The organism is Arthrobacter sp. YD2 (genome assembly GCF_030410475.1).
In the GTDB taxonomy this organism is placed as follows: Bacteria; Actinomycetota; Actinomycetes; order Actinomycetales; family Micrococcaceae; genus Arthrobacter_B; species Arthrobacter_B zhangbolii.
Map to the genome: position 1 here is coordinate 787,910 of NZ_JAUHHB010000001.1, position 20,810 is coordinate 808,719.

The 20,810-nt window shown below is 66.2% G+C and carries 18 protein-coding genes; 11 read left to right on the forward strand and 7 right to left on the reverse strand.

Features of this window, described 5'->3' with window-relative positions; all coding sequences use genetic code 11:
* Positions 1 to 12 precede the first annotated feature (12 nt).
* From QWJ37_RS03900 to QWJ37_RS03915, 4 genes are all read left to right on the forward strand, one after another.
* Positions 13 to 1,200 carry a transketolase C-terminal domain-containing protein gene (locus QWJ37_RS03900; RefSeq protein WP_290244217.1) on the forward strand — a complete coding sequence of 396 codons (1,188 nt, stop codon included), beginning with the start codon at positions 13 to 15 and terminating at the stop codon, positions 1,198 to 1,200.
* Between the two features lie 2 nt (positions 1,201 to 1,202).
* Positions 1,203 to 2,756: a dihydrolipoamide acetyltransferase family protein gene (locus QWJ37_RS03905; RefSeq protein WP_290244828.1), complete on the forward strand. Its 1,554-nt coding sequence runs from the start codon at positions 1,203 to 1,205 to the stop codon at positions 2,754 to 2,756.
* A gap of 61 nt (positions 2,757 to 2,817) precedes the next feature.
* Positions 2,818 to 3,678: an MBL fold metallo-hydrolase gene (locus tag QWJ37_RS03910; RefSeq protein ID WP_227902419.1), complete on the forward strand. Its 861-nt coding sequence runs from the start codon at positions 2,818 to 2,820 to the stop codon at positions 3,676 to 3,678.
* 41 nt (positions 3,679 to 3,719) lie between these two features.
* Positions 3,720 to 4,979: an MFS transporter gene (locus tag QWJ37_RS03915; protein WP_290244219.1), complete on the forward strand. Its 1,260-nt coding sequence runs from the start codon at positions 3,720 to 3,722 to the stop codon at positions 4,977 to 4,979.
* On the opposite strand, the gene QWJ37_RS03920 is transcribed toward QWJ37_RS03915, so the two are convergent.
* Positions 4,945 to 5,853 (reverse strand): phosphatase PAP2 family protein, encoded by a 909-nt coding sequence (locus tag QWJ37_RS03920; protein ID WP_227928658.1) that lies wholly within the window; start codon positions 5,851 to 5,853, stop codon positions 4,945 to 4,947. The genes QWJ37_RS03915 and QWJ37_RS03920 overlap by 35 nt on opposite strands.
* Positions 5,854 to 5,939: 86 nt before the next feature.
* On the opposite strand from QWJ37_RS03920, the gene QWJ37_RS03925 reads away from it, so the two are divergent.
* Entirely contained in the window at positions 5,940 to 6,965 is a 1,026-nt protein-coding gene (locus QWJ37_RS03925) for an o-succinylbenzoate synthase (RefSeq protein ID WP_290244222.1), read from the forward strand.
* A 169-nt stretch (positions 6,966 to 7,134) separates the two neighbouring features.
* Here QWJ37_RS03925 and QWJ37_RS03930 read toward each other — a convergent pair whose 3' ends face one another.
* A complete protein-coding gene (locus QWJ37_RS03930) occupies positions 7,135 to 7,581 on the reverse strand; it encodes an ACT domain-containing protein (RefSeq protein ID WP_290244223.1) in 447 nt (148 codons plus the stop codon).
* Positions 7,582 to 7,843: 262 nt separating this feature from the next.
* Here QWJ37_RS03930 and QWJ37_RS03935 point away from each other — a divergent pair, with 262 nt between their 5' ends.
* The 3 genes from QWJ37_RS03935 (at position 7,844) to menD (ending at position 12,524) form a co-directional block, all read left to right on the forward strand.
* On the forward strand, positions 7,844 to 9,181 hold the full coding sequence (locus QWJ37_RS03935) for an amidohydrolase (RefSeq protein ID WP_290244225.1): 1,338 nt from the start codon (positions 7,844 to 7,846) through the stop codon (positions 9,179 to 9,181).
* Positions 9,182 to 9,217: 36 nt separating this feature from the next.
* Positions 9,218 to 10,789, forward strand: a complete 1,572-nt coding sequence (locus QWJ37_RS03940) for a solute carrier family 23 protein (protein ID WP_290244227.1) — start codon at positions 9,218 to 9,220, stop codon at positions 10,787 to 10,789.
* A gap of 64 nt (positions 10,790 to 10,853) precedes the next feature.
* Positions 10,854 to 12,524 carry a 2-succinyl-5-enolpyruvyl-6-hydroxy-3-cyclohexene-1-carboxylic-acid synthase gene (menD, locus tag QWJ37_RS03945; RefSeq protein WP_290244229.1) on the forward strand — a complete coding sequence of 557 codons (1,671 nt, stop codon included), beginning with the start codon at positions 10,854 to 10,856 and terminating at the stop codon, positions 12,522 to 12,524.
* Positions 12,525 to 12,588: 64 nt separating this feature from the next.
* Here the strand turns inward: menD and QWJ37_RS03950 are convergent, their stop codons facing one another.
* From QWJ37_RS03950 to QWJ37_RS03970, 5 genes are all read right to left on the reverse strand, one after another.
* Positions 12,589 to 13,338, reverse strand: a complete 750-nt coding sequence (locus QWJ37_RS03950; protein ID WP_227902411.1) for an amino acid ABC transporter ATP-binding protein — start codon at positions 13,336 to 13,338, stop codon at positions 12,589 to 12,591.
* Positions 13,339 to 13,343: 5 nt separating this feature from the next.
* Positions 13,344 to 14,129: an amino acid ABC transporter permease gene (locus QWJ37_RS03955; protein ID WP_227928667.1), complete on the reverse strand. Its 786-nt coding sequence runs from the start codon at positions 14,127 to 14,129 to the stop codon at positions 13,344 to 13,346.
* Positions 14,130 to 14,200: 71 nt separating this feature from the next.
* Positions 14,201 to 14,989 carry a transporter substrate-binding domain-containing protein gene (locus QWJ37_RS03960; RefSeq protein ID WP_227902409.1) on the reverse strand — a complete coding sequence of 263 codons (789 nt, stop codon included), beginning with the start codon at positions 14,987 to 14,989 and terminating at the stop codon, positions 14,201 to 14,203.
* A gap of 154 nt (positions 14,990 to 15,143) precedes the next feature.
* Positions 15,144 to 15,926 (reverse strand): transporter substrate-binding domain-containing protein, encoded by a 783-nt coding sequence (locus QWJ37_RS03965; protein WP_290244232.1) that lies wholly within the window; start codon positions 15,924 to 15,926, stop codon positions 15,144 to 15,146.
* Between the two features lie 186 nt (positions 15,927 to 16,112).
* On the reverse strand, positions 16,113 to 17,462 hold the full coding sequence (locus QWJ37_RS03970; RefSeq protein ID WP_290244234.1) for an isochorismate synthase: 1,350 nt from the start codon (positions 17,460 to 17,462) through the stop codon (positions 16,113 to 16,115).
* Between the two features lie 120 nt (positions 17,463 to 17,582).
* On the opposite strand from QWJ37_RS03970, the gene QWJ37_RS03975 reads away from it, so the two are divergent.
* Genes QWJ37_RS03975 through QWJ37_RS03985 form a run of 3 tightly spaced genes read left to right on the forward strand, consistent with a single transcriptional unit; the run spans position 17,583 to position 20,723 of the window.
* Complete coding sequence (locus QWJ37_RS03975) at positions 17,583 to 18,281, forward strand: demethylmenaquinone methyltransferase (RefSeq protein ID WP_227902406.1); 699 nt, start codon at positions 17,583 to 17,585, stop codon at positions 18,279 to 18,281.
* Between the two features lie 8 nt (positions 18,282 to 18,289).
* A complete protein-coding gene (locus tag QWJ37_RS03980; RefSeq protein WP_227928683.1) occupies positions 18,290 to 19,618 on the forward strand; it encodes a geranylgeranyl reductase family protein in 1,329 nt (442 codons plus the stop codon).
* Positions 19,619 to 19,667: 49 nt separating this feature from the next.
* Complete coding sequence (locus tag QWJ37_RS03985; RefSeq protein ID WP_290244237.1) at positions 19,668 to 20,723, forward strand: polyprenyl synthetase family protein; 1,056 nt, start codon at positions 19,668 to 19,670, stop codon at positions 20,721 to 20,723.
* Positions 20,724 to 20,810: the final 87 nt, after the last annotated feature.

A 20,810-nucleotide genomic window follows, 5' to 3' on the forward strand; every position in this document is an offset into this window, starting at 1 on the left:
AGGGCACACATCATGGCAGCAACAACAACGGAGGCGCGGCCGGGCACCCGGCAGGCCGCCGACACCGCGGACAGCACCGACAACGCGCCGCTGACGTTCGCGAAGGCACTCAATACCGCCCTCGCTGATGAGATGGCTGCCGATTCCACGGTGGTGATGTTCGGCGAGGACGTGGGGCCGCTGGGCGGGGTCTTCCGGATCACGGATTCCCTGACGGCGCGGTTCGGGGCCGAGCGCTGTTTCGATACCCCGCTGGCTGAATCGGGCATTGTGGGGATGGCCGTGGGAATGGCCATGAACGGGTTGCGCCCGGTGGTGGAGATGCAGTTCGATGCTTTTGCCTATCCCGCGTTTGAGCAGATAGTCAGCCACGTGGCCAAAATGCCGAACCGGACCAAGGCCCGGATCAAGCTTCCGATGGTGATCCGGATTCCCTATGCCGGCGGGATCGGCGGGGTGGAACATCACTGTGATTCCTCCGAGTCCTACTACGCCCACACCCCGGGCCTCACCGTAGTGGCCCCCGCCACCGTGGCGGATGCCTATTCGCTGCTGCGCGAAGCCATCCGCCTCGATGACCCGGTGATTTTCCTGGAGCCCAAAAAGCTGTACTGGACCAAGGAGAGAGTGGATCTTGCCGGCCTGCGCCGTGCGGCGGATGATGCGGTGCAGACGGGCCGGAGCGCTGCCGGCGGCATCGGTACTGCGGCGGTGGCCCGGCCGGGTACCGATGCCACACTGATTGCCTACGGACCCTCCGTATCCACAGCCCTGGCGGCAGCGGCTGCTGCCGAGGTTGAAGGCCGGTCCCTGGAAGTGATCGACCTGCGCTCGATTGTTCCGTATGACGACGCCACCGTGGACGCCTCGGTCCGACGCACGGGCCGGGCCGTGGTGATTGCCGAAGCGCCGGGTTTTGCCTCCGTTGCCTCCGAGATCGCAGCCCGTGTCTCCGAACGCTGCTTCCATTCCCTGGCCGCCCCGGTGCGGCGCGTGACCGGATTCGACGTGCCGTACCCGGCTCCCAAACTGGAACACTGGTTCCTGCCCGGCGTGGACCGGATTCTGGACGCGGTGGATGAGCTGCAGTGGGATGAACCGGGCGACGGCGCGGATGTGCTTGCCGGGGATTCCCTTGCCGGGGGTTCCCTTGCCGCGGGTACCGCGGCTGTGGATACCGGTTCGGAGGGCCACCTGTGAGCGTGCGAACCTTCCTGCTGCCGGATCTGGGCGAGGGGCTGACCGAAGCCGAGCTGGTCAGCTGGCTCGTTGCGGTGGGGGACTCCGTCGCGGTGGACCAGCCCGTGGCTGAAGTGGAGACGGCCAAATCCCTGGTCGAGGTCCCGTCGCCGTATGCCGGCCGCGTGGCGCAGCTGCACGGCAATGCCGGCGAAAGCATGGACGTTGGGCGGCCGCTTATTTCGGTGGACACTGCGCCGGCGGACACTGCGCCGGCGGACACTGCCCCGGCGGACACTGCGCCGGGCGGTGCTGCACCGGCCGCCGGGCTGGAAACCGCCGCTGCCGTGGGAACCGTGGAAGCGGCGGTGTCATCGGCAGGGGAGGCCTACCGGCAGGAGGAGAAGGCGGGTTCCGGGAACGTGCTGATCGGCTACGGGACTCCGGAAGCAGCGAAGACGGCACGCCGTACCAGGCCTCCGAAAAGTCCCCCACGGCCTGCCCTCCAGATGAATCCGCCCCAATCCGCCGCACCGCGCTGCATCTCGCCGCTGGTCCGGAGGATGGCACGTGAGTCAGGCCTGCGGCTGGCCGATCTCAGCGGCAGCGGCCCGGACGGACTGATCCTGCGCCGCGACGTCCAGGCAGCACTGCGCACGGTACCCGTCCAGGGTGAGTCGTCATTCCGGACGCCGGCGGGGGTTTCCACGACCGCGCTGGTCGGCGCCGTCTCCGGGCCGGCCGACACCACGGCATCCGGCCCGGTCGACACCACGGCATCCGCGGCCGGGACCAAGGTCTCCGGCCCGGACGGCAGCGCCGCACCCCTTGACCCGCGGACCGGGCTGCAGGTCGTTGCCCGCACCCCCGTGCGCGGCGTGCGCCGAACGGTGGCTGCGAACCTCACCCGCAGCCGTGCCCTGATCCCGGAGGCCACCGTCTGGGTGGACGTGGACGCGACGGCGCTGATGGAGCTGCGCAGCGACCTCGGACGCGGCGGCGGCGAGGTCCCCTCGCTGCTGGCCTTCCTAGCCCGCTTCACCCTGGCCGGCCTGCGCAGATTCCCGGAACTCAACACCCGATACGTTCCCGGTGGAACGGGCACTGACGGCCTTTCCGCCGATGCCCCCGACGCCGCCATAGAGGCCTTCGAGGGTATCAACCTGGGCATTGCTGTCCAGGCCGGCCGCGGACTGATGGTCCCCGCAGTCCGTCGCGCGGACAGCCTGTCCACCCGAGACCTGGACACCGAAATCCGCAGGCTCACGGCAGCGGCGCAGGCGGGCCGGGCCACCGCTGCCGAGCTGACCTCGGGCACGTTCACCCTCAACAACTACGGAGTGTTCGGTGTGGACGGCAGCGCAGCAATCATCAACTACCCGGAATCCGCAATTCTCGGCGTCGGCCGCATCATCGACAAACCGTGGGTGGTCCGGGGCGAACTGGCCGTGCGCAAGATGACGGAGCTGACTCTGGTCTTCGACCACCGGGTGTGCGACGGCGGTACGGCCGGAGGCTTCCTGCGGTACGTGGCGGACGCCGTTGAAAACCCGGGCAGGGTCCTCGCAGACCTGTAATACGTGCCCCGAATCCCTACCCGCGGTAGGTTGGAGAAGGCCGGCGAAAGGGAAAGCTGACATGACCGAAACACCGCACCAGCCCGCAGTGAGCACCGCGGGCTGGATGGAAATTGCCCCCCGGATCTGGGTGCGGCGCAACGAGGCGTACGCCGTGAACACCGGCCTGGTGATCGGCGACGAGCGTGCCCTGCTAATCGATACCGGTGCCGGCCCGGTGATGGCAGAGGAAATCCACGCGGCAGCACGGCAGCTGACGGATCTGCCGCTGTCCGCAGTGAACACGCATGCCCACTTCGACCACTACTTCGGGAACACGCTGATGCTGGCCCGCGGCGTCGAGGATATCTGGGGCACCGCCGGGTGCGCCGCAAGCATCCTTGAAAACGGTGAGGACCATCGTCCGCAGGCCGCCGACACGGAACCGGAAATGGCCTCGGCCATGGGCGAGCACACTGCCATCACCGGGCCTACCAAGCTGGTGGAAAACGCCCCGGTGGATCTGGACCTGGGTGGCATTTCGGTGACGCTTTTCCATCTGGGACGCGGGCACACGGACCACGACCTGCTGGTGGGGGCGGGCGACGTGCTCTTCACCGGGGACCTGGTGGAGCAGGGCGCCGATCCGCAGTTCGAGGATTCCTTCCCGAAGGAATGGATCCGCACCCTGGGCAAGGTCACCGCGCTGGAGGACCTGTATACGGTCTTCGTGCCGGGCCACGGCAAACCCGTCACCGTGGATTTCGTGTCCACGCAGATGAACAAAATGCGCACCGCCGTCGCCGTGACCCGCAGCGCCATGGACCAGGCGTCAGTGGACATGACCAAGGCCATTCCCATCCTGCCGTACGGCCCCGAACAGTCCCGCGCGCTGCTCACCCGGCTGCGGACCCTGGCGAAATGGAAATGGCTGAAACGGTAGTCCGGACAGGACACTGCCGGTGCGGGGGATAGTCTGAGGCCGTGCCAGCGGATGATTTCAGCCTTCGACGTATTGCCGTTCCGGCCTACGGGCCTACCCTGCTCTACGGACTGGCAACCGGAGCCATCCTGCCCGTAGTGGCACTCAGCGCCCGGGGCCTCGGCGCCACCGTAGCCCTGGCCGCCCTGGTCATTACCCTCACCGGCGTGGGATCGCTCCTGACCAACGTCCCGGCCACGGTGGTCACCACGCGGTTCGGGGAAAAGTGGGCCCTGGCGGCCGCAGCAGCGTGGTGCGCCCTCGCCATGATCCTGGCGGCATCGGTTCCCGTCCTCTGGGTCTTCGCACTCGCCGTTTTTATGACCGGTATGGCCGGATCGGTCTTCGGGCTCGCCCGCCAGAGCTACCTGACGGAGGCCGTACCGCTGCATTTCCGTGCACGGGCGCTGTCCACCCTGGGCGGGGTGAACCGGATCGGGGTCTTCATCGGTCCCTTCGCAGGTGCCGGAGCCATCCACTTCCTCGGTACCGCGGGCGCCTATTGGGTGGGGGCAGCCGCCGCCGTCGGTGCCGGGCTCCTCAGCCTCACCGTGCCGGACCTGTCCGTTCGTGGGTCCGCCAAGCGAAATGGCACCCGGCCCGGCCCCGGCACCGCCGCGGCGGCCGCGTCAGCGCCCACTCCCACCGTCCGGGCGATCCTGCGCAGCCATGCCCGGGTGTTCCGAACCATCGGCATTGGCATACTGCTGATCGCCGCGGTGCGGGCCACCCGCCAGGCAGTCATTCCGCTCTGGGGGCAGCACATTGGCCTGGACCCCACCCAGACGGCGCTGATCTACGGGCTGTCCGGCGCCATCGACATGCTGATCTTCTACCCCGCAGGCAAAGCCATGGACACCTGGGGGAGGCGTTCGGTGGCGGTGCCGTGCATGCTCGTTATGGGCGTGGGGCTGGGACTGCTGCCACTGGCCACCGACGCCACCGGCCTGCTGCTGGCAGCCCTGTTGATCGGCTTCGGCAACGGTATCGGCTCGGGGATTGTCATGACCCTCGGAGCGGACTTTTCACCCTCGCCGGGCCGTCCGCAGTTCCTGGGCATCTGGCGGCTGCTGGCCGATCTGGGCAACATGGGCGGGCCGGGAATCCTCGCCGGTGTGACCGCACTGGTCTCCCTCTCCGCCGGCATTGCGGCCACCGCACTGCTGGGACTGGCCGGCGCCGCCGTCCTGTGGTGCTGGGTTCCCAAGGGAAAACCCGGCAGGTCCGCTAGCGCCGCGCCGGATCGCCGGCCTGCTGGCTGAAAAGCCAGCAGGCAAGGGCGCTTATCAGCAGGCCTACGCCCGCTATCAGGGCCAGGCCCGCCCAGAAGTACAGGGGTGCGGCGGTGGCAATGGGCGCGGCATCCCAGCGGGCGTAGAAATACAGGCCAAGGCTGGCCAGGGCGGCGAGGGTCCCGGGAATGGCGCAAAGCAGCGTAACCGCCCGTGCCGTGCCCTGTCCCCGACCGGACGCGGGCCACAGGTTCCACTCCGGGTTGGTCCGCATCATGACCAGGCCCCCGATCAGGGTCCAGGCCGAGACCACCAGGAGCGAGGCGACGACGTCGGCCGGCCGGTGCCAGCTGTTGAGGAACGTGGCGGCGCCCGCGAGGATCGCGTAACAACCGCCCCAGAACGCTGCCAGCGGCCGCCAGCGCGGGGCGGCCAGCAGGAAGACCGCCGCTGCTGCCGATGCAGCCAGCGTGGTGTGCCCGGAAGGCAGGGAATTAAAGTCCAGCGTCAGGACGCCGCGGTCCGGCCGGTCCAGAACCAGCCGCTTGAGCAGCTGGCTGCTGATGTTTGCCGCCGCGAATGTGCCCAGCGCAATGACCGCCGGGGAAAGGCGCTGCCGCAGGATGGACACGAACACCACCACTATTCCGGCGATGAACACCGAGATCAGGGGCAGATTGTCCAGGAAGCTGATCACCGGCAGATGATTGCCGGCAGCGATCAATTCGGCTTCCTGAAACGCCGACTCGTCAGCCAGCTGCCCGGTGGTTGTCCGGACAAAAAACCAATACGTCACGGCTACGCCTGCAGCGCAGCACAGAGCGGCAAAGAGGAAGAGCGCCGGATTATGCGCAGCCGGGCGTTGTGCCCGGGAGCGCTGTGCCAGCAAATTGCGAGTATCCATTGGTTCCAGATTGCCACATCATCTTGGTGGTTGCCTGAGCGGCCCGGCCAGGGCGGGTGCAGGGCGGCAAAGCGTAGGCTGGCAGGGTGTCGACTTGGATAAATCCGGAGCCCTCCGTCCTGCGTGAAAGCGCCCGTGTGGTTTCCATTCCTATGCGGGTAAAGTTCCGCGGCATCCTGCACCGAGAGGCCCTGCTGCTGCACGGACCGGCCGGATGGGGCGAGTTCTCCCCGTTCCCGGAATACGCGGATGCCGAAGCTGTTCCCTGGCTGGCATCCGCCCTCGAAGCCGCGCAGCAGGGGTACCCGGAGCCGTGCAGAACCTCCATTCCGGTCAACGGGACCGTCCCGGCGGTGGATGTGGGCCGGGTCGAAGCGGTGCTGGCCCGGTTCGGGTCAGTGTCCGCCGTCAAGGTGAAGGTGGCCGAAGCCGGACAGTCCCCGGCGGAGGATCTCGCCCGGGTGGCGGAAGTGCGCAGGTTACTGCCCGGGGCCGGGATCCGCGTGGATGCCAACGCAGGCTGGGACATTCCCACCGCCGTCGATACGCTGAGCCGGCTGGCCGAGGCCGGCCTGGAGTACGCGGAACAGCCGGTGGCCGGCATAAACGGGCTGCGCGCGGTGCGCACAGAGCTGCGCCGCCGCGGTGTACCGGTCCTGATCGCAGCGGATGAAAGCGTACGCAAGGAAACGGATCCGCTGAAGGTTGCGCGGGAAGACGCCGCGGACCTGATTGTCATCAAGGCTGCCCCGCTGGGCGGAGTGCGCCGGGCAGTGGAAATAGTGAAGCAGGCGGGGCTGCCGGCAGTGGTGAGCTCGGCCATTGACACCTCCGTGGGCATCCGCACCGGCGTCGCTCTGGCTGCCGCGCTGCCGGAACTGCCCTACGCGTGCGGGCTGGGCACCCTGTCCCTGATGGCCGGTGATGTGACCGATGAACCGCTGCTGCCCGACGGCGGGGCCCTGGCCGTGCGGGATGTTCCGGTTTCCGGAGACCTGCTGGAACGTTTCGCCGCGTCACCGGAACGCACCCGGTGGTGGCTGGACCGCCTGGACCGGGTCCATGCGCTGCTGGTGTCGGGACAGGCCAGCCCGGCAGACGGGCAGGCCTGACCGCCGTCACATCCGGTTCCCCGGTTCCCCGGGTGTCCCGGTTCCCCGGGTGTCCCGGTTCCCCGGGTGTCCCGGTTCCCCGGGTGTCCCGGTTCCCCGGGTGTCCCGGTTCCCCGGGTTACCCCGGTGACGCTGGTTGCCCCGGTGCCCCGGCTTAGTTACCGGTTAGTTACCCCGCCGCCCCGGACGTCCCGGCCTCCAGGTTCCGGCGGAGTATGTGGCCTGCCGCGAGCAGCAGGTCGCAGGCCCGGGCGTAATCCGTTGACGGAACCAGCAGGATGTCTCCGTCAAAGGTGGAAACCACAAATACCGGGCAGCCTGCGGCGGACAGCGGCGCCACCAGCGACGTGACCACCCCGGTCAGGCCGAAAGGCATGGGACCGGCTGCGTAGAGGGCTGCCCAGGGGCCGTCGGTCTCGGCGTCCGCCGGGGCCAGCGCGGCAGGGCAGACCAGCGAAAGCTCCTGCGGGGTCCGCGTGACCGATACGAATCCGGCCCGGGGATCCGGCGCGGTCAATGCCGCAGGAACCTCTGCTGTCACGGGAAGCCGTGCGATTACGTAGTCACCGGCAAGGGCGTGCAGCTCCACGGAGGGTGCGGGGGTTGAAAGGGTCATGGCATGTCCTGGTTTGTCCGTGCGGAAGGCCCGTGCAGCAGGGCCGCGCTCATCGCACCCCGCCATCATGCCAGAAGCTTCCGTCAACGGATGAAGCGGCGGGACAGCCGCCGGATGAAGCGTCATGACGGCCGTCGGCCGGATCCCGCCGGGGCGGGGAACACAGTCGAAACAAAACAACACGCACCGGAAACATGTGTCTGCGAATCTCTGTCCAACGGCGTCCGGAACGCCGGATTGATCGAGATGGAAGGCGCTATCCGTGAGTTTGGGTCCAGAAGATGTCGCAGTAATAAACGGTTATGTCCTGCCGATGAACAACCGGGCCCCCATACCGGACGGCGTCGTCACCTTCAGCGGCGGGGTCATTGACCGGATCGGCACTGCGGGATCCGTTGATGTCAGCGGCGCCGGCCGGATCATAGATGCCCGCGGCGGAGCGATCATGCCAGGCTTCATCAATTCGCACACGCACAATGCCTCCAACATGCTCCTGCGCGGCCTGGATGAAGACGCCGAGCTGTGGTCCTGGCTGGAGTCCATGTGGAAGCTGAAGCAGAACTTCGACCCGGAAACGCTTTACTGGGCGAGTCTCTGCGGCCTCATTGAAATGGTCCGCTCCGGAATCACCTGCTTCAACGAGCACTTTGACGCCTACGCCGTGGAACCGGAGGTCGAGGCGCTGAAAGTTATTCCGCTCCGCGCCACCCTCGGCTACGGGTTTGCGGACCGCGGTATCTACGAACCCATCTCGGAATGGTCCTGGAAGGCTTTGGAGAACTTCGGCGAGAAGGTCGCTCGGCACCATATGAGCGCCGACGGCCGGATCCAGGTGGCCCTGTCTCCGCATGCCCCCTATTCGGTGGGAGCGGAAATGTGGAAACTCACCCGGAAAGTGGCGGACGACCACGGGGTTTCCATCCACACCCACCTGGCCGAGGGCATGAATGAAGTGCGGTATATGCAGGACACCTATGGCACCACCAGCGTGCAGTGGCTGGAGTCCATGGGCTTCCTCGGCCCAGACGTCACGGCCGCGCACTGCACACGGCTGAACGACGTCGACCGGCGGATCATGGCCGAACGCGGCGTGAAGATTGCCCACTGTCCGGTCAGCAACGCGAAACTGGTCTCCGGCACCCTGGACCTGGGGACGGTCACGGACGCGGGAATCACTGTGGGCCTGGCAACGGACGGACCGGCCAGCCACAACACCATGGATCTGTTCCAGGAAATGAAGTTCGCCGGCCTCATCCACAAGGACCGCACGCAGGACCCGCTGTTCCTGCCGACCCGGCAGCTGCTCAACCTTGCCACCACCGGATCGGCGGCGGTGATGCACCGGCCCGAGCTTGGCCGGCTGGCGCCCGGGCATCCTGCGGACATTGTGGTGGTGGACTTCGATACCGCCCACACCATGCCCGTTTACGATCCGGAATCCACACTCGCGTATGCCAGCCGTGCAGACGATGTCCGCTTCACCATCGTGGCGGGGGAGGTCCTGCTTGATGACAAACAGATTCCCGGCGTGGACGAAACCGAGGTCCGCCGCCGCTTCCGCGAAAGCGCCCTCGCACTCCGGGCACGGAGCGGGGCCTGAACCATGAAGAAGACCAATCCAGTGAAAGGAACGGACATGTCCGCAGCGCTAACCGGAGTCGATGAAAAGCTCCCGCCGGCCAAGCTGGTACTGGCAGGGGCCCAGCACCTGCTCGCCATGTATGCGAGTATCGCGGCGGCGCCGCTGGTGCTTGCCGTGGCCCTGCAGCTTCCGCAGGAACAGGTCATTTACCTGCTGGCCGTCACCGCCCTGACCAGCGGGGTGGCGACCATCCTGCAGTCCGTGGGCATCTGGAACATCGGAGCCCGGCTGCCCATTGTCCAGGGCACCACGTTCACCGCGGTGGCACCCATGATCCTGATCGGCGGGGAGTGGGGGCTGCCGGCGATCTTCGGCTCGGTGATTGCAGCCGGTCTGTTCACGTTTATTGCCGCCCCGTTCTTCAGCAGGGTGCTCTTCCTCTTTCCACCGGTGGTCACCGGGACCACCATTGCCGCGATCGGCATTTCGCTGATCCCGATCGCTGCCAACTGGATGGTGGGAGGGGACCAGTCAGTTACTGCCATCTCAGGTCCGAACCTGTTGCTGGCGGTCTCCACCCTGGTCATCATCCTTGCCGTGTCACGCATCTTCTCCGGTTTCCTGGGGCGGATTGCCGTGCTGGTGGGTCTGGTCCTCGGAACCTTGATTGCCATCCCATTCGGGCTGGTGGACTTCTCCGGCGTCGGCACCGCATCTGTTTTCGAGTTCCCCGCCCCCTTCGCCTTCGGCCTGCCGACCTTCCACTTCTCCGCCGTCCTCGCGATGATCATCGTCATGCTGATCACCATGGTGGAAACCACCAGTGATGCGCTGGCCATCGGAGACATTACGGGGGAGAAGGTGGACGAAAAACGCGTTGCCGCCACCCTGCGGGCGGACGGCCTGTCCACGATGCTGGGCGGAGTGTTCAACTCCTTCCCGTTTACCGCCTACGCCCAGAACGTTGGCCTCATCCGGCTCTCCGGAGTGAAGAGCCGGTGGGCCATCACCGCCGCCGGGGTGTTGCTGGTTCTGATGGGGCTTTTCCCGCAGATTTCCGCGGTTGTGGCAGCCATTCCCATGCCGGTGCTGGGCGGTGCCGCGATGGTGCTCTTCGGCGGCGTGGCCGCAGTGGGTATCGGCATCCTGGGCCGGGTGAACCTGAACGATTCCCGCAACATCCTGATTGTCAGCGTCAGCCTCGGCCTGGCCATGGTCCCGGTGAGCAAACCGGGGATATTCAGCGGCTTCCCGGCGTCACTGCAGATAGTTGTGGAGAACAGCATTGTCCTGGCCTGCCTGTCCGCCATTGTGCTCAACCTGATCTTCAACGTTGCGGGCAGGAACAAGGCCGGGCGGGGCGGGGACGCTCCGGACACCGGAACGGCGCCGGCAGAGGGGCCTGTTTTGAGCACCGGGACTATGCCTGCGCCGACGTCCGTTCAGCCGGCGGGGGAGCCGGCCCAGCCGGTGGGTACGTCCGTTCAGCCGGTGGGAGAGCCGGCCCAGCCGGCGGGTACGTCCGTTCAGCCGGTGGGGCAACAGGCGGGTGGACCCGCTCAGCCGCTGGGCAGGCCTGCCCAACCCGCGGCGCAACCGGCGCGGTCCGTAGGGGAGCCTGCCTGACCCGCAGCGGCAGGATGGGGCCGGCGGACCAGATGGTGCGTCCGCCGGCCCCTAGGATGGAAGGGTGACTGGATCCCTGAGTTCCCTGCAGGCCGCCCGCTCCGCCGTCGCCGCACTTGCGGAGGCCGGAGTACGCGACGTCGTGATTGCCCCCGGCTCCCGCAGCGCCCCGCTGGCCTACGCACTGGCGGAGGCAGAACTGCAGGATCGGATCCGCGTGCACGTGCGCATTGATGAACGGGTCGCCGGATTCACCGCCCTGGGCCTGGCCCGCGGCGGACGCCGGCCGTCCGCCGTAGTGACGACGTCGGGCACGGCCGTGGGAGAACTGCTCCCGGCAGTGATGGAAGCCCACCATGCCGGAGTTCCGCTGGTGGTCCTCTCCGCGGACCGGCCCGCCGAGCTGCATGGCACCGGAGCGAACCAGACCACCGTGCAGCCGGGCATATTTTCCGGCTTCCCCACCGCCGCCGTGGACGTCGAAGCGGGCACCGATCCGGCAGAGGTCATTTCCGCCGCCCTGGCCCAGCTGGGCAGCGGTGTTCCCACCGGCCCGGTGCACGTGAACCTGCAGTTCCGCGATCCGCTCACGCCCGATTCCGGCGATCCGCTCTTCCTCGATGCCCCGGATGCCCGGGCCACCCTTCCCGCCGAAGCTTCGCCGGCGGACCGGGTCCCCGCTGAAGCCGCCCCCGCCCGCGGTACCCACCGTACGGTCGTTGTGGCCGGTGACGGGGCGGGGGAACTGGCAGCTCTTTTCGCGCTACGGACCGGGCTGCCGTTGCTGGCCGAGCCGTCCTCAAACGCCCGGTTCGGCCCGAACGCTGTCAACGCGTACCGGCTGCTGCTGCCGGAACTGGGCCCGGACATTGAACGCGTGGTGGTCTTCGGGCGTCCCACGCTCTCCCGTCCGGTAGCGGCGCTGCTGGCACGCAACGACGTCGAGAAGGCACTGTACCTTCCCCGGCCGGTGAACTGGTTTACCCCCGGGCGTCGGAGCGAAACCATCATCACTGACATCCCCGGACTCCTGGCCTTTGCCGGTACAGGCGCCCCGGGCTGGCTGGAACGCTGGCAGACCGCCTCCGAGGCGGCGCAGAGCGCGCTCACCAACCTGCTGGAGACACAGACGGAGCTGACCGGGCTGCAGGTGGCAGACCTTCTCTGGGATGCCTCCGACACCAATCTGGTGCTTGGCTCCTCCAACGTCATCCGCGATATGGATCTGGTGGCTTCCCCCGACTGGCATCCGTTGGACGTGTACGCCAACCGCGGACTCGCCGGCATTGACGGGACCATTTCCACAGCTGCCGGCATCTCCCTCGCCAACGGGATTCCGACCCGGCTGCTGTTGGGGGACCTGACGTTCCTGCACGACGTCGGCGCGCTGCTCCTGGGCCCGGGGGAAACCGAACCGGATCTGCAGATAGTGGTGCTGAACGATTCCGGCGGCGGCATTTTCTCGGTACTGGAACACGGCGCCCTGGGCGAAGACCCGAAATACACCGCACTGGTGGAACGGTTCTTCGGTACCCCGCACAACGCGGACCTCGCCGCGTTGTGCCGGGGTTACGGGGTGCGGCACCAGCTCATCCGCTCGGCTGCCGAACTGGAAAGTGCCCTGGCAGCTCCGGTGCAGGGCCGTTCCGTACTGGAAGTACCCGTGGCACGCGACGCCCTTCGCGGCCTGCACACCCGGGTGCAGGCGGCGGTGGCCACTTCACTTCGGGGTTAACAAAGCAACAAAAAAGCGCGGTCCGCACCTGCTGGTGCGGACCGCGCTTTTTAGCTCTGCTGCTCTAGAGGACCTTGGAGAGGAACGCACGGGTGCGTTCATGCTGGGGGTTGCCCAGGACATCCTCGGGGCGTCCCTGCTCCACCACAACGCCGCCGTCCATAAAGACAACGCGGTCTCCCACCTCGCGGGCAAAGCCCATTTCATGGGTGACCACCATCATGGTCATTCCCTCTTCGGCGAGCTGGCGCATTACTTCGAGCACATCGCCCACCAACTCGGGGTCCAAGGCACTGGTGGGCTCGTCAAAGAGCATCATGTCCGGATCCATGGACAGGGCACGGGCAATGGCCACGCGCTGCTGCTGGCCGCCGGAAAGCTGGGCGGGGAATGCCTCGGCGCGGTCCGCCAGGCCCACCTTGGCCAGGTTCCGGCGGGCGGTTTCCTCCGCTTCGGCCTTGCCGCGGCGCTTGGCCCGGCGCTGGGCCAGGGTCAGGTTCCGCAGCACGTTCAGGTGCGGGAACAGGTTGAACTGCTGGAACACCATGCCGATCCGGGTGCGGACCTTGTCCAGATCCGTCTCCGGGTCAGTGATGTCCACGCCTTCAACCATGATGGTTCCGCTGGTGGGATCCTCCAGTCGGTTGACGCACCGCAGCAGGGTGGATTTGCCCGAGCCGGACGGCCCGATGACGCAGACCACTTCGCCCTGGTCAACGTGGAAGTCGATGCCCTTGAGGACTTCGTTGCTGCCGAAGGACTTGTGAAGGTTGCGGACCTCGATGGCAGGGGCGGCGTTCTTCTCGACGCTCATGACTGCTACCTGCCTCTCTGGTTGTGTCGTTCAAGCTTGGCCACCAGCTGGGTCAGCGGCAGCGTAATGATCAGGTACATCAGCGCGGCAAGGACCAGCGGGGTGGCGTTGGCCGTCTGGGAGACGGAGTCGCGGGCAAAGGTGGTCAGTTCGCGGTCCTGCAGTGCCATGCCGGCGATGAAGAGCAGCGAGGTGTCCTTGATCAGGATCACCAGCTCGTTGGTCAGCGGGGGAGTGATGATCCGGAAGGCCTGGGGGAGGGTTACCGAGATCATGGTCCACATCGGGCTCATGCCCAGCGAACGGGCGGCTTCGGCCTGGCCTGCGGGAACCGCCTGGATGCCTGCACGGATGGTCTCGGCAATGTACGCGCCGGACACGATGATCAGGGCCAGCAGGCCGGCACCGGCGCTGCCGCCCGGCGGACGCCAGTTGAAGGCAATGGGGACGGCGAAGGCGAAACCGAAAATCACCAACAGGGCCGGAAGCCCGCGGAACAGTTCAATGTATGCCGTGGCAGCCCAGCGGTACGGTGCCACCGGGGAGAGCTTCATCAGGGCCAGCACCAAACCGAGCAACAGGCCGCCGGCAAAGGCGATTACCGTGTAGATGATGGTGTTTTTGACGGCCACCGTGATGATGGTCGGGAACGCCTCGCGGGCCACCTCGGGGTCGAAGAAGTTCTCGCCGATGGCTTCCCAATCGGCAAGCAGTGCAACGGCTGCCAGGGCAAGGACAAAGATGGCATACAGGACACCTTGGAAGAGGCGTCTGCGGGTGGAGGGTTTCAAAATGGGGCCTTCCGGGGAAGAAAAGGGGTCGTCCCGGGCACCCGGCCCGGGACGACTCGATTGTCTAGGCGTTATTCGGTGAAGTACTTGTCGTAGATCTCCTGGTACTTGCCGTTGTCCCGCATCTCAGTGAGCTGCTCGTTGACGGCGGAGACGAGTGCGGTGTTGTCCTTGTCCATGGCGAAGCCGTAGGACTCGTCGGTCTCGTATTCCTCGGCGATCGTGAAATCGCCGTCTTCGGTGTGTCCAATGTTAACCGGCAGGTCCTGAAGCACGGCGTCAACGTTGCCGGACTGGATGGCCGGGAACAGTTCGGCATCGCTCGGGTAGGCGAAGATCTCCGCGCCGGTGGCATTGTCCCGGGCATAGGTCTCGCCGGTGGTATTGCCCTGGACGCCGAGCTTCTTGCCGTCCAGGTCCTCAATGCTCTTGATATCCGAATCAACGGGGACCAGCAGCGACTGCAGGGAGTCGTAGTACGGCTCGGCGAAGCCCATGGCTTCCTGGCGTTCCTCCGTGATGGTGATGGCACTGGCCGAAAGGTCGCACTGGTTTGCCGCCAGCACCGTGCCGCTGGCAATGCCCTCGAAGCCGGCATCCTGGACCGCAAGTTCCAGGCCTAGCCCCGAGGCAATCTCCTTGACGATGTCCATGTCGAAGCCGGTGTATTCACCGTTCTCTTCGTACTCGAACGGCACGTACGGGATGTCGGAGCAGACCGTCAGGGTCCCTTCGGAGACCAGATTGAATTCTGAGCCTGCATCGTCAGAGGCGGCGGAATCGTCGCCGCCGCAAGCGGTCAGCGAAAGTGCGCCGATGGCCAGGAAGGCAAAGGCGGCGGTACGGGCTTTGTGCGGCATTGTTTTACAACCTTACGTCGGACGGTGTGAGCCGGGTCGTTGTGACCCGGCTCACCCTTTACTGGTATTGGGATGCAGTCTAGAGCGTACGCACCGCATATTTCGGTAACATGTCCGCTGCCCGCCGCAAAGGTGCCTGCCCTCGGTGCGGGTGCTACTCCGTGAAGTACTTGTCGTAGAGCTCCTGGTACTTACCGTTCTCCCGCAGGCTGGCAAGCTGTTCGTTCACCTTGGCGGCCAGTTCGGCGCTGCTGTCCTTCTTCATGGCGAAGGCGTATACCTCGCCGGTTTCAAAGGTGGCGGTGACAGCGTACTTGCCGTCCTCGGTGTGGTCCTGGTTGACCGGCAGATCCTGCAGCACGGCGTCGATGCCGCCGGCCTGGAGGGACTGGAAGAGTTCCGCGTCGGTCTGGAAGGACATGATCTCTGCACCCTCAGGGGCGTTGTCTCGGGCATAGCTCTCACCGGTGGTGCCCTGCTGAACGCCCACCTTCTTGCCGTCCAGGTCAGCCAGGGAGGCGATGGACGAGTCGGCGGGGGTCAGGATGGACTGCAGGGAATCGTAGTACGGGTCGGAGAAGGCGAGCTTTTCGGCACGTTCATCCGTCACGGTCATGGCCGCAGCAATCATGTCGCACTGGCGTGCTGCCAGTACGGTGCCGCTCTGCAGGCCGTCAAAGCCGACGTTCTGCATTTGGTGGTCAAGTCCCATCCCGGTGGCGATTTCGCGGGTGAGTTCAACGTCGAAGCCGGTGAATTCGCCGTCCACTTCGTATTCAAACGGTTCAAAGGGGATGTTGGAGCAGACGGTGAGGGTGCCGTCATTGACCAGTGCCAGACCGGATTCATCGGCATCGGTTCCCCCGCCGCAGGCGGTCAGGGACAGCGCGCCGGCGGCCAGGGCGGCGACAACGGCGGTGCGGGCTTTATGGAGCATGGCGATTCAGAACCTTAGGTCGGTAGGAAAGGGTTCGGCCGCAGGCGGAAACCAATCCGTCTCCAGGCGGCAGCTAACAGAAACGGGCCCCAACCCGCTTCCGAGTTTCTATTCTACCTAATGTAAATTTATGCAAAGGACCAAACGGCTATGCAGTGACATCCGGCGGCGCCGGTGATCGGCTGGTCAGGACGCGGCGGGCGCAGAGGCAAACTCCGACGGGCGGCGCGGAACCACGCGGGGCCGGTCCAGTCCCAGGGCCTCCAGCATGGGCCGGAATTTGCTCCAGGTTTCCTCTAGTTCCGCGGCAGGATTGGATCCGGCGACGATCCCGCAGCCTGCATAAAGCCGCACTTCAGTAGGGGTTTCAACCACTGCGCCGCGCAGGGCAATGCCCCATTCCCCGTTTCCGGCGCCATCCATCCAGCCCACCGGACCGGCATAAGGGCCGCGGTCCATGTGTTCAAGCTCACTGATAAGTTCGCCTGCCACGCTGGTCGGGAAGCCGCAGACAGCGGCAGTGGGATGAAGCGCCTCGATGAGGGTCAGTGGCGTGGGGACCGCTCCGGTTTCATCCGCCGCAAGCTCAGCTCTGACATCGGAGGCCAGATGCCAGACGTTGGGCAGTTCCAGGACAAAGGGCTCCGAATGCGAGGTCATGGAGGAGGTGAACGGTTCCAGGGCGCGGGTCAGCGAATCGATGGCGATCTGGTGCTCATGCTGCTGTTTCGCGGACCCGGCGAGCACCCGCTTGGCGTAGTCGGGCTCGTCGTCCGGTGCCGTGGCGCGGTCCAGGGTGCCGGCCAGGACGCGCGCTTCGGCCGTGCCGCTTTCCACCCGGATCAGCATCTCGGGTGTGGAACCAATCAGGCCGTCAACGGAGTAGGTCCAGCAGTCGCGGTACCGGACGGCCAGCTCGCGCAGCACCTGGGAAGCGACCAGCGGACTGCCGAGTTCCACGGCGATGTCCCGGGCCAGCACAATCTTGCTCAGGTCCCCGGCGGCAATGTGGGCCACGGAGCGTGCCACCGCATTCTTCCATTCGGATTCACTGAGCATCCCGGGCATGATCCGGTCCGCGGGGTCGCTCTGGCGGTACAGCGGCAGATCATCCAGATAGCGGGCGAGGGTGTCCACGGCTGTTTCGGCCGTGACCTCTGCCTCGGGATCGGAGGTTGTATAGGTCACCCATGCCTCGCCGTCGCGCAGGCCCACCACAATCTCCGGAATCACCAGGCGGGATTCAAAGGGCGACCGCTTGGAGAAGGCAAAGGAACCGAAGGCAACCAGTCCGGTGCCGGGCTGGGTGAGGGGATTCTCGACGTCGGCTCCGGCCAGGGCGGCACGCCACCACTGCTGTGCGAGGGCGAAACGCTCCGGACCGCTGGAGGTGAAGCGGGCTGCTTCGCCGAAGCCCACCAATCCCTCCTGCCGCCGGATCCAGCACAGTTGTTCATCAAGAACCAGATACTCCAAGAGGCCGATGGTGGCGGATCGCTCACCGACCGGCACTGTTACAGAACGCAGGGTGGTCATAGTGATTCCACACTACTCCGCCCCCGGCACGGGCCCGCCACCACACGCCTCAACCTGAGAGCAACACGACAGGACGGGGGCCGGTTCGGCCGCAACTGCATTGTTTGAGACAATGACTGGGTGAACCGCGCATCGTTGGAAAAACGCCCGGATGAAGTTGCTGCCATGTTTGATGACGTGGCACCTAAATACGACGTCGTTAATGACGTGCTGTCCCTGGGACAGACACGCCGTTGGCGCCGCATCGTAGTGGACGCCGTAGGGGCCGTTCCCGGACAGCGGGTCCTGGACCTGGCCGCCGGTACGGGTACCTCCAGTGAGCCCTATGCCGACGCGGGTATCGACGTCGTGGCGTGCGACTTCTCCCTCGGAATGCTTAAGGTGGGCAAACGCCGCCGGCCGGACATCGATTTTGTTGCCGGTGATGCCACGAACCTGCCGTTCGCCGACAACTCCTTCGATGCCTCCACCATTTCCTTTGGCCTGCGCAACGTCAACGAGCCGAAGAAGGCGCTGGCCGAGATGCTCCGGGTGACCAAGCCCGGCGGACGGCTGGTCATTGCCGAGTTCTCCTCGCCGGTGATTCCGGTGTGGCGAACCATGTACACCGAGTACCTGATGCGCGCGCTTCCCCCCATTGCCCGCAAGGTGGCGTCCAACCCTGACGCATATGTCTACCTGGCCGAATCCATCCGTGCCTGGCCGAACCAGGACAGCCTCGCAGCCTGGATCGCCGAGACCGGATGGTCCGATGTGGCCTACCGGAACCTGACCGGCGGCATTGTTGCCGTTCACCGCGCCGTAAAGCCCGGGAGGTAACCGGCAGCGTGAAGGTCCTCATTGTCGGAGCCGGTCCCGCGGGTTCCACTGCCGCCTACTACCTCGCCTCGGCGGGCGTGGATGTCACCGTCCTGGAGAAAACCGCTTTCCCCCGCGAAAAGGTCTGCGGCGACGGGCTCACACCCCGGGCCGTGCGTGAGGTCCAGCTGCTGGGCCTGCCGCACGATGAATCCGAGGGCTGGCGCCGGAACAAGGGGCTGCGCCTGATTGCCGGCGGCCGGACACTGGAACTGCCCTGGCCCGTGCTTTCGGACTTCCCCGACTACGGCTTGATCCGCACCCGGCTGGGCTTCGATGAAGCGCTGGCCCGCCATGCCCAGGCCGCCGGAGCAAAGATCCTCGAGCGCCACACCGTGGTCTCCGCACTCCGGGCTGCCGACGGCCGGGTGGAAGGCGTCGTCGCCAACATCCTGGACGAAAACGGGCGCCGGACCGGTGACCAGCGGACGTTCCTGGCCGACGTCGTGCTCGCTGCGGACGGCAACTCCACCCGCACCGCTCTGAGCCTCGGCATTGAAAAGCGCGACGACCGCCCCATGGGCGTGGCCGTCCGCACGTATTTCGAAAGCCCCCGCACCAACGATGAGTGGATGGAAGGCTGGCTCGAGCTTCCCGACGCGTCCGGAAACCCGCTGCCCGGTTACGGCTGGGTCTTCGGCGTGGGGGACGGCACCTCCAACGTGGGCCTGGGCATCCTGAACTCCTCCAAGGAATTCGGCAAGCTGGACTATCGGAAGGTGCTGCGCGACTGGACCGCGGGCATGCCCGCCGAATGGGGCTTCACCCCGGAAAACCAGGTGGGCGAAATCCGCGGTGCAGCGCTGCCGATGGGCTTCAACCGCACTCCGCACTATTCACCCGGCCTGCTGCTGCTTGGCGATGCCGGAGGCATGGTCAGCCCCTTCAATGGCGAGGGAATCTCCTACGCCATGGAATCGGCACGGTTCGCCGCCGAACACATCATTGAAGGTGCCGGCGCCGCGCTCAGGCCGGGGCTGCTCTCCGCGCAGGCAGCGTTCGACGTCGAGCTGCAGGCCTACGCGGAGCAGGTGCGCGGGGAGTGGGGCAGCCACTTCACGCTGGGCCGCATTTTCGCCGCCATGATCGGTCGCCCGGCCGTAATGAAGCTGGCACTGCGCACCGGAATGCCCATTCCCGTGCTGATGCGGTTTGTTGTGCGCATGCTGGCCAACCTGACGGACCGGAACTCCAAGGGTATTGAGGATAGAGTGATTGCCTTACTGGAAATGCTGGTCCCGGCGGCAAGCAACCAGGGGACACCGGTAAGCTCCCGGAAATCCCCGCCGCACGCATGACGACGATGCCGTTTGCCCACCCGTTCCGACAAATAGTTAGTCTTGAACAGTGACTGAATCCACCAACACCAGCCCGGACACCGGGTCAAGCACTTTCGCGCTGCCTCCGGGGTTCGCCCTGCTGGCAGAGGACCCCAGGCTTGGCCCCTCCATGGTCTCGTCCCTGGAGCAGGTTGAGGTGCAGCTGCGCGAGGCCGTTGCCAACTCCGATCCCTTTGCCGACACCACGTCGCGGCATCTGGTGGAGGCCGGCGGTAAACGTATCCGCCCGCTCCTGACGCTGCTGGCCTCCCATCTTGGCCCGGAGGAAGCCGGGGAGAAGGTCATTCAGTCCGCCGTTGTCGTGGAACTGACGCACCTGGCCACGCTGTACCACGACGATGTGATGGATGAGGCGCCCTACCGCCGCGGTGCACCGACGGCGCATGAGATCTGGGGCAACTCAGTGGCCGTGCTGACCGGAGACCTGATCTTCGCCCGGGCTTCGAGCCTGGTCTCGGCTCTTGGCGGTCCGGCACTGGCCATCCAGGCACGCACCTTCGAGCGGCTGTGCCTGGGCCAGCTGCATGAAACCGTGGGTCCGGCCGAGGGCCAGGACCCGTTGGAGCACTACCTCTCCGTCATCGCAGACAAAACCGGTTCGCTGATTGCCGCCTCGGGCCAGTTTGGTGCCCTGTTCTCCGGAGCCGGTCAGGACGTCATCGACATCATGGTCGAATACGGCGAGAAGGTAGGTATTGCCTTCCAGCTCGCGGACGACGTTATTGACGTGACCGGGCTGCAGGAAAAGTCCGGCAAGACGCCCGGTACCGACCTGCGCGAAGGGGTACCGACGTTGCCGGTCCTGCTGCTGCGCCGCGCGGCTGCGGGCGGGGACGCGGACGCCGCCGCCGTGCTGGAACTGGTGGAACGGGACCTGTCCTCGGATGAGGCGCTGGCCGAAGCCGTTGCTGCGCTGCGGGCCAGTCCGGTCACGGACGAAGCCTGGGCCGTTGCCCGGGGCTGGTCTGAGGAAGCCGTGCAGGCTCTCGCCCCGCTGCCTGACTCCGTGGTGAAGGAAGCCCTGGCATCCTTCGCACGGGCCGTAGTCAACCGCGAGGTGTAGCTTCCCGGCGTCTGCCGCTTAGTCCCTCCAGCAGTTTCTGGCAACCGTTATCCCCGGTTAGGGGGTATTTTTCCGCCGCAATGGCTG

Excerpts from the sequence above, each read along its gene's own strand:
- QWJ37_RS03910 (WP_227902419.1), top strand. The coding sequence starts at position 2,818 with ATGACCGAAACACCGCACCAGCCCGCAGTGAGCACCGCGGGCTGGATG.
- QWJ37_RS03970 (WP_290244234.1), bottom strand. The coding sequence starts at position 17,462 with ATGACCACCCTGCGTTCTGTAACAGTGCCGGTCGGTGAGCGATCCGCC.
- QWJ37_RS03960 (WP_227902409.1), bottom strand. The coding sequence starts at position 14,989 with ATGCCGCACAAAGCCCGTACCGCCGCCTTTGCCTTCCTGGCCATCGGC.
- QWJ37_RS03950 (WP_227902411.1), bottom strand. The coding sequence starts at position 13,338 with ATGAGCGTCGAGAAGAACGCCGCCCCTGCCATCGAGGTCCGCAACCTT.
- QWJ37_RS03900 (WP_290244217.1), top strand. The coding sequence starts at position 13 with ATGGCAGCAACAACAACGGAGGCGCGGCCGGGCACCCGGCAGGCCGCC.
- QWJ37_RS03930 (WP_290244223.1), bottom strand. The coding sequence starts at position 7,581 with ATGACCCTTTCAACCCCCGCACCCTCCGTGGAGCTGCACGCCCTTGCC.
- QWJ37_RS03940 (WP_290244227.1), top strand. The coding sequence starts at position 9,218 with ATGTCCGCAGCGCTAACCGGAGTCGATGAAAAGCTCCCGCCGGCCAAG.
- QWJ37_RS03965 (WP_290244232.1), bottom strand. The coding sequence starts at position 15,926 with ATGCTCCATAAAGCCCGCACCGCCGTTGTCGCCGCCCTGGCCGCCGGC.
- QWJ37_RS03920 (WP_227928658.1), bottom strand. The coding sequence starts at position 5,853 with ATGGATACTCGCAATTTGCTGGCACAGCGCTCCCGGGCACAACGCCCG.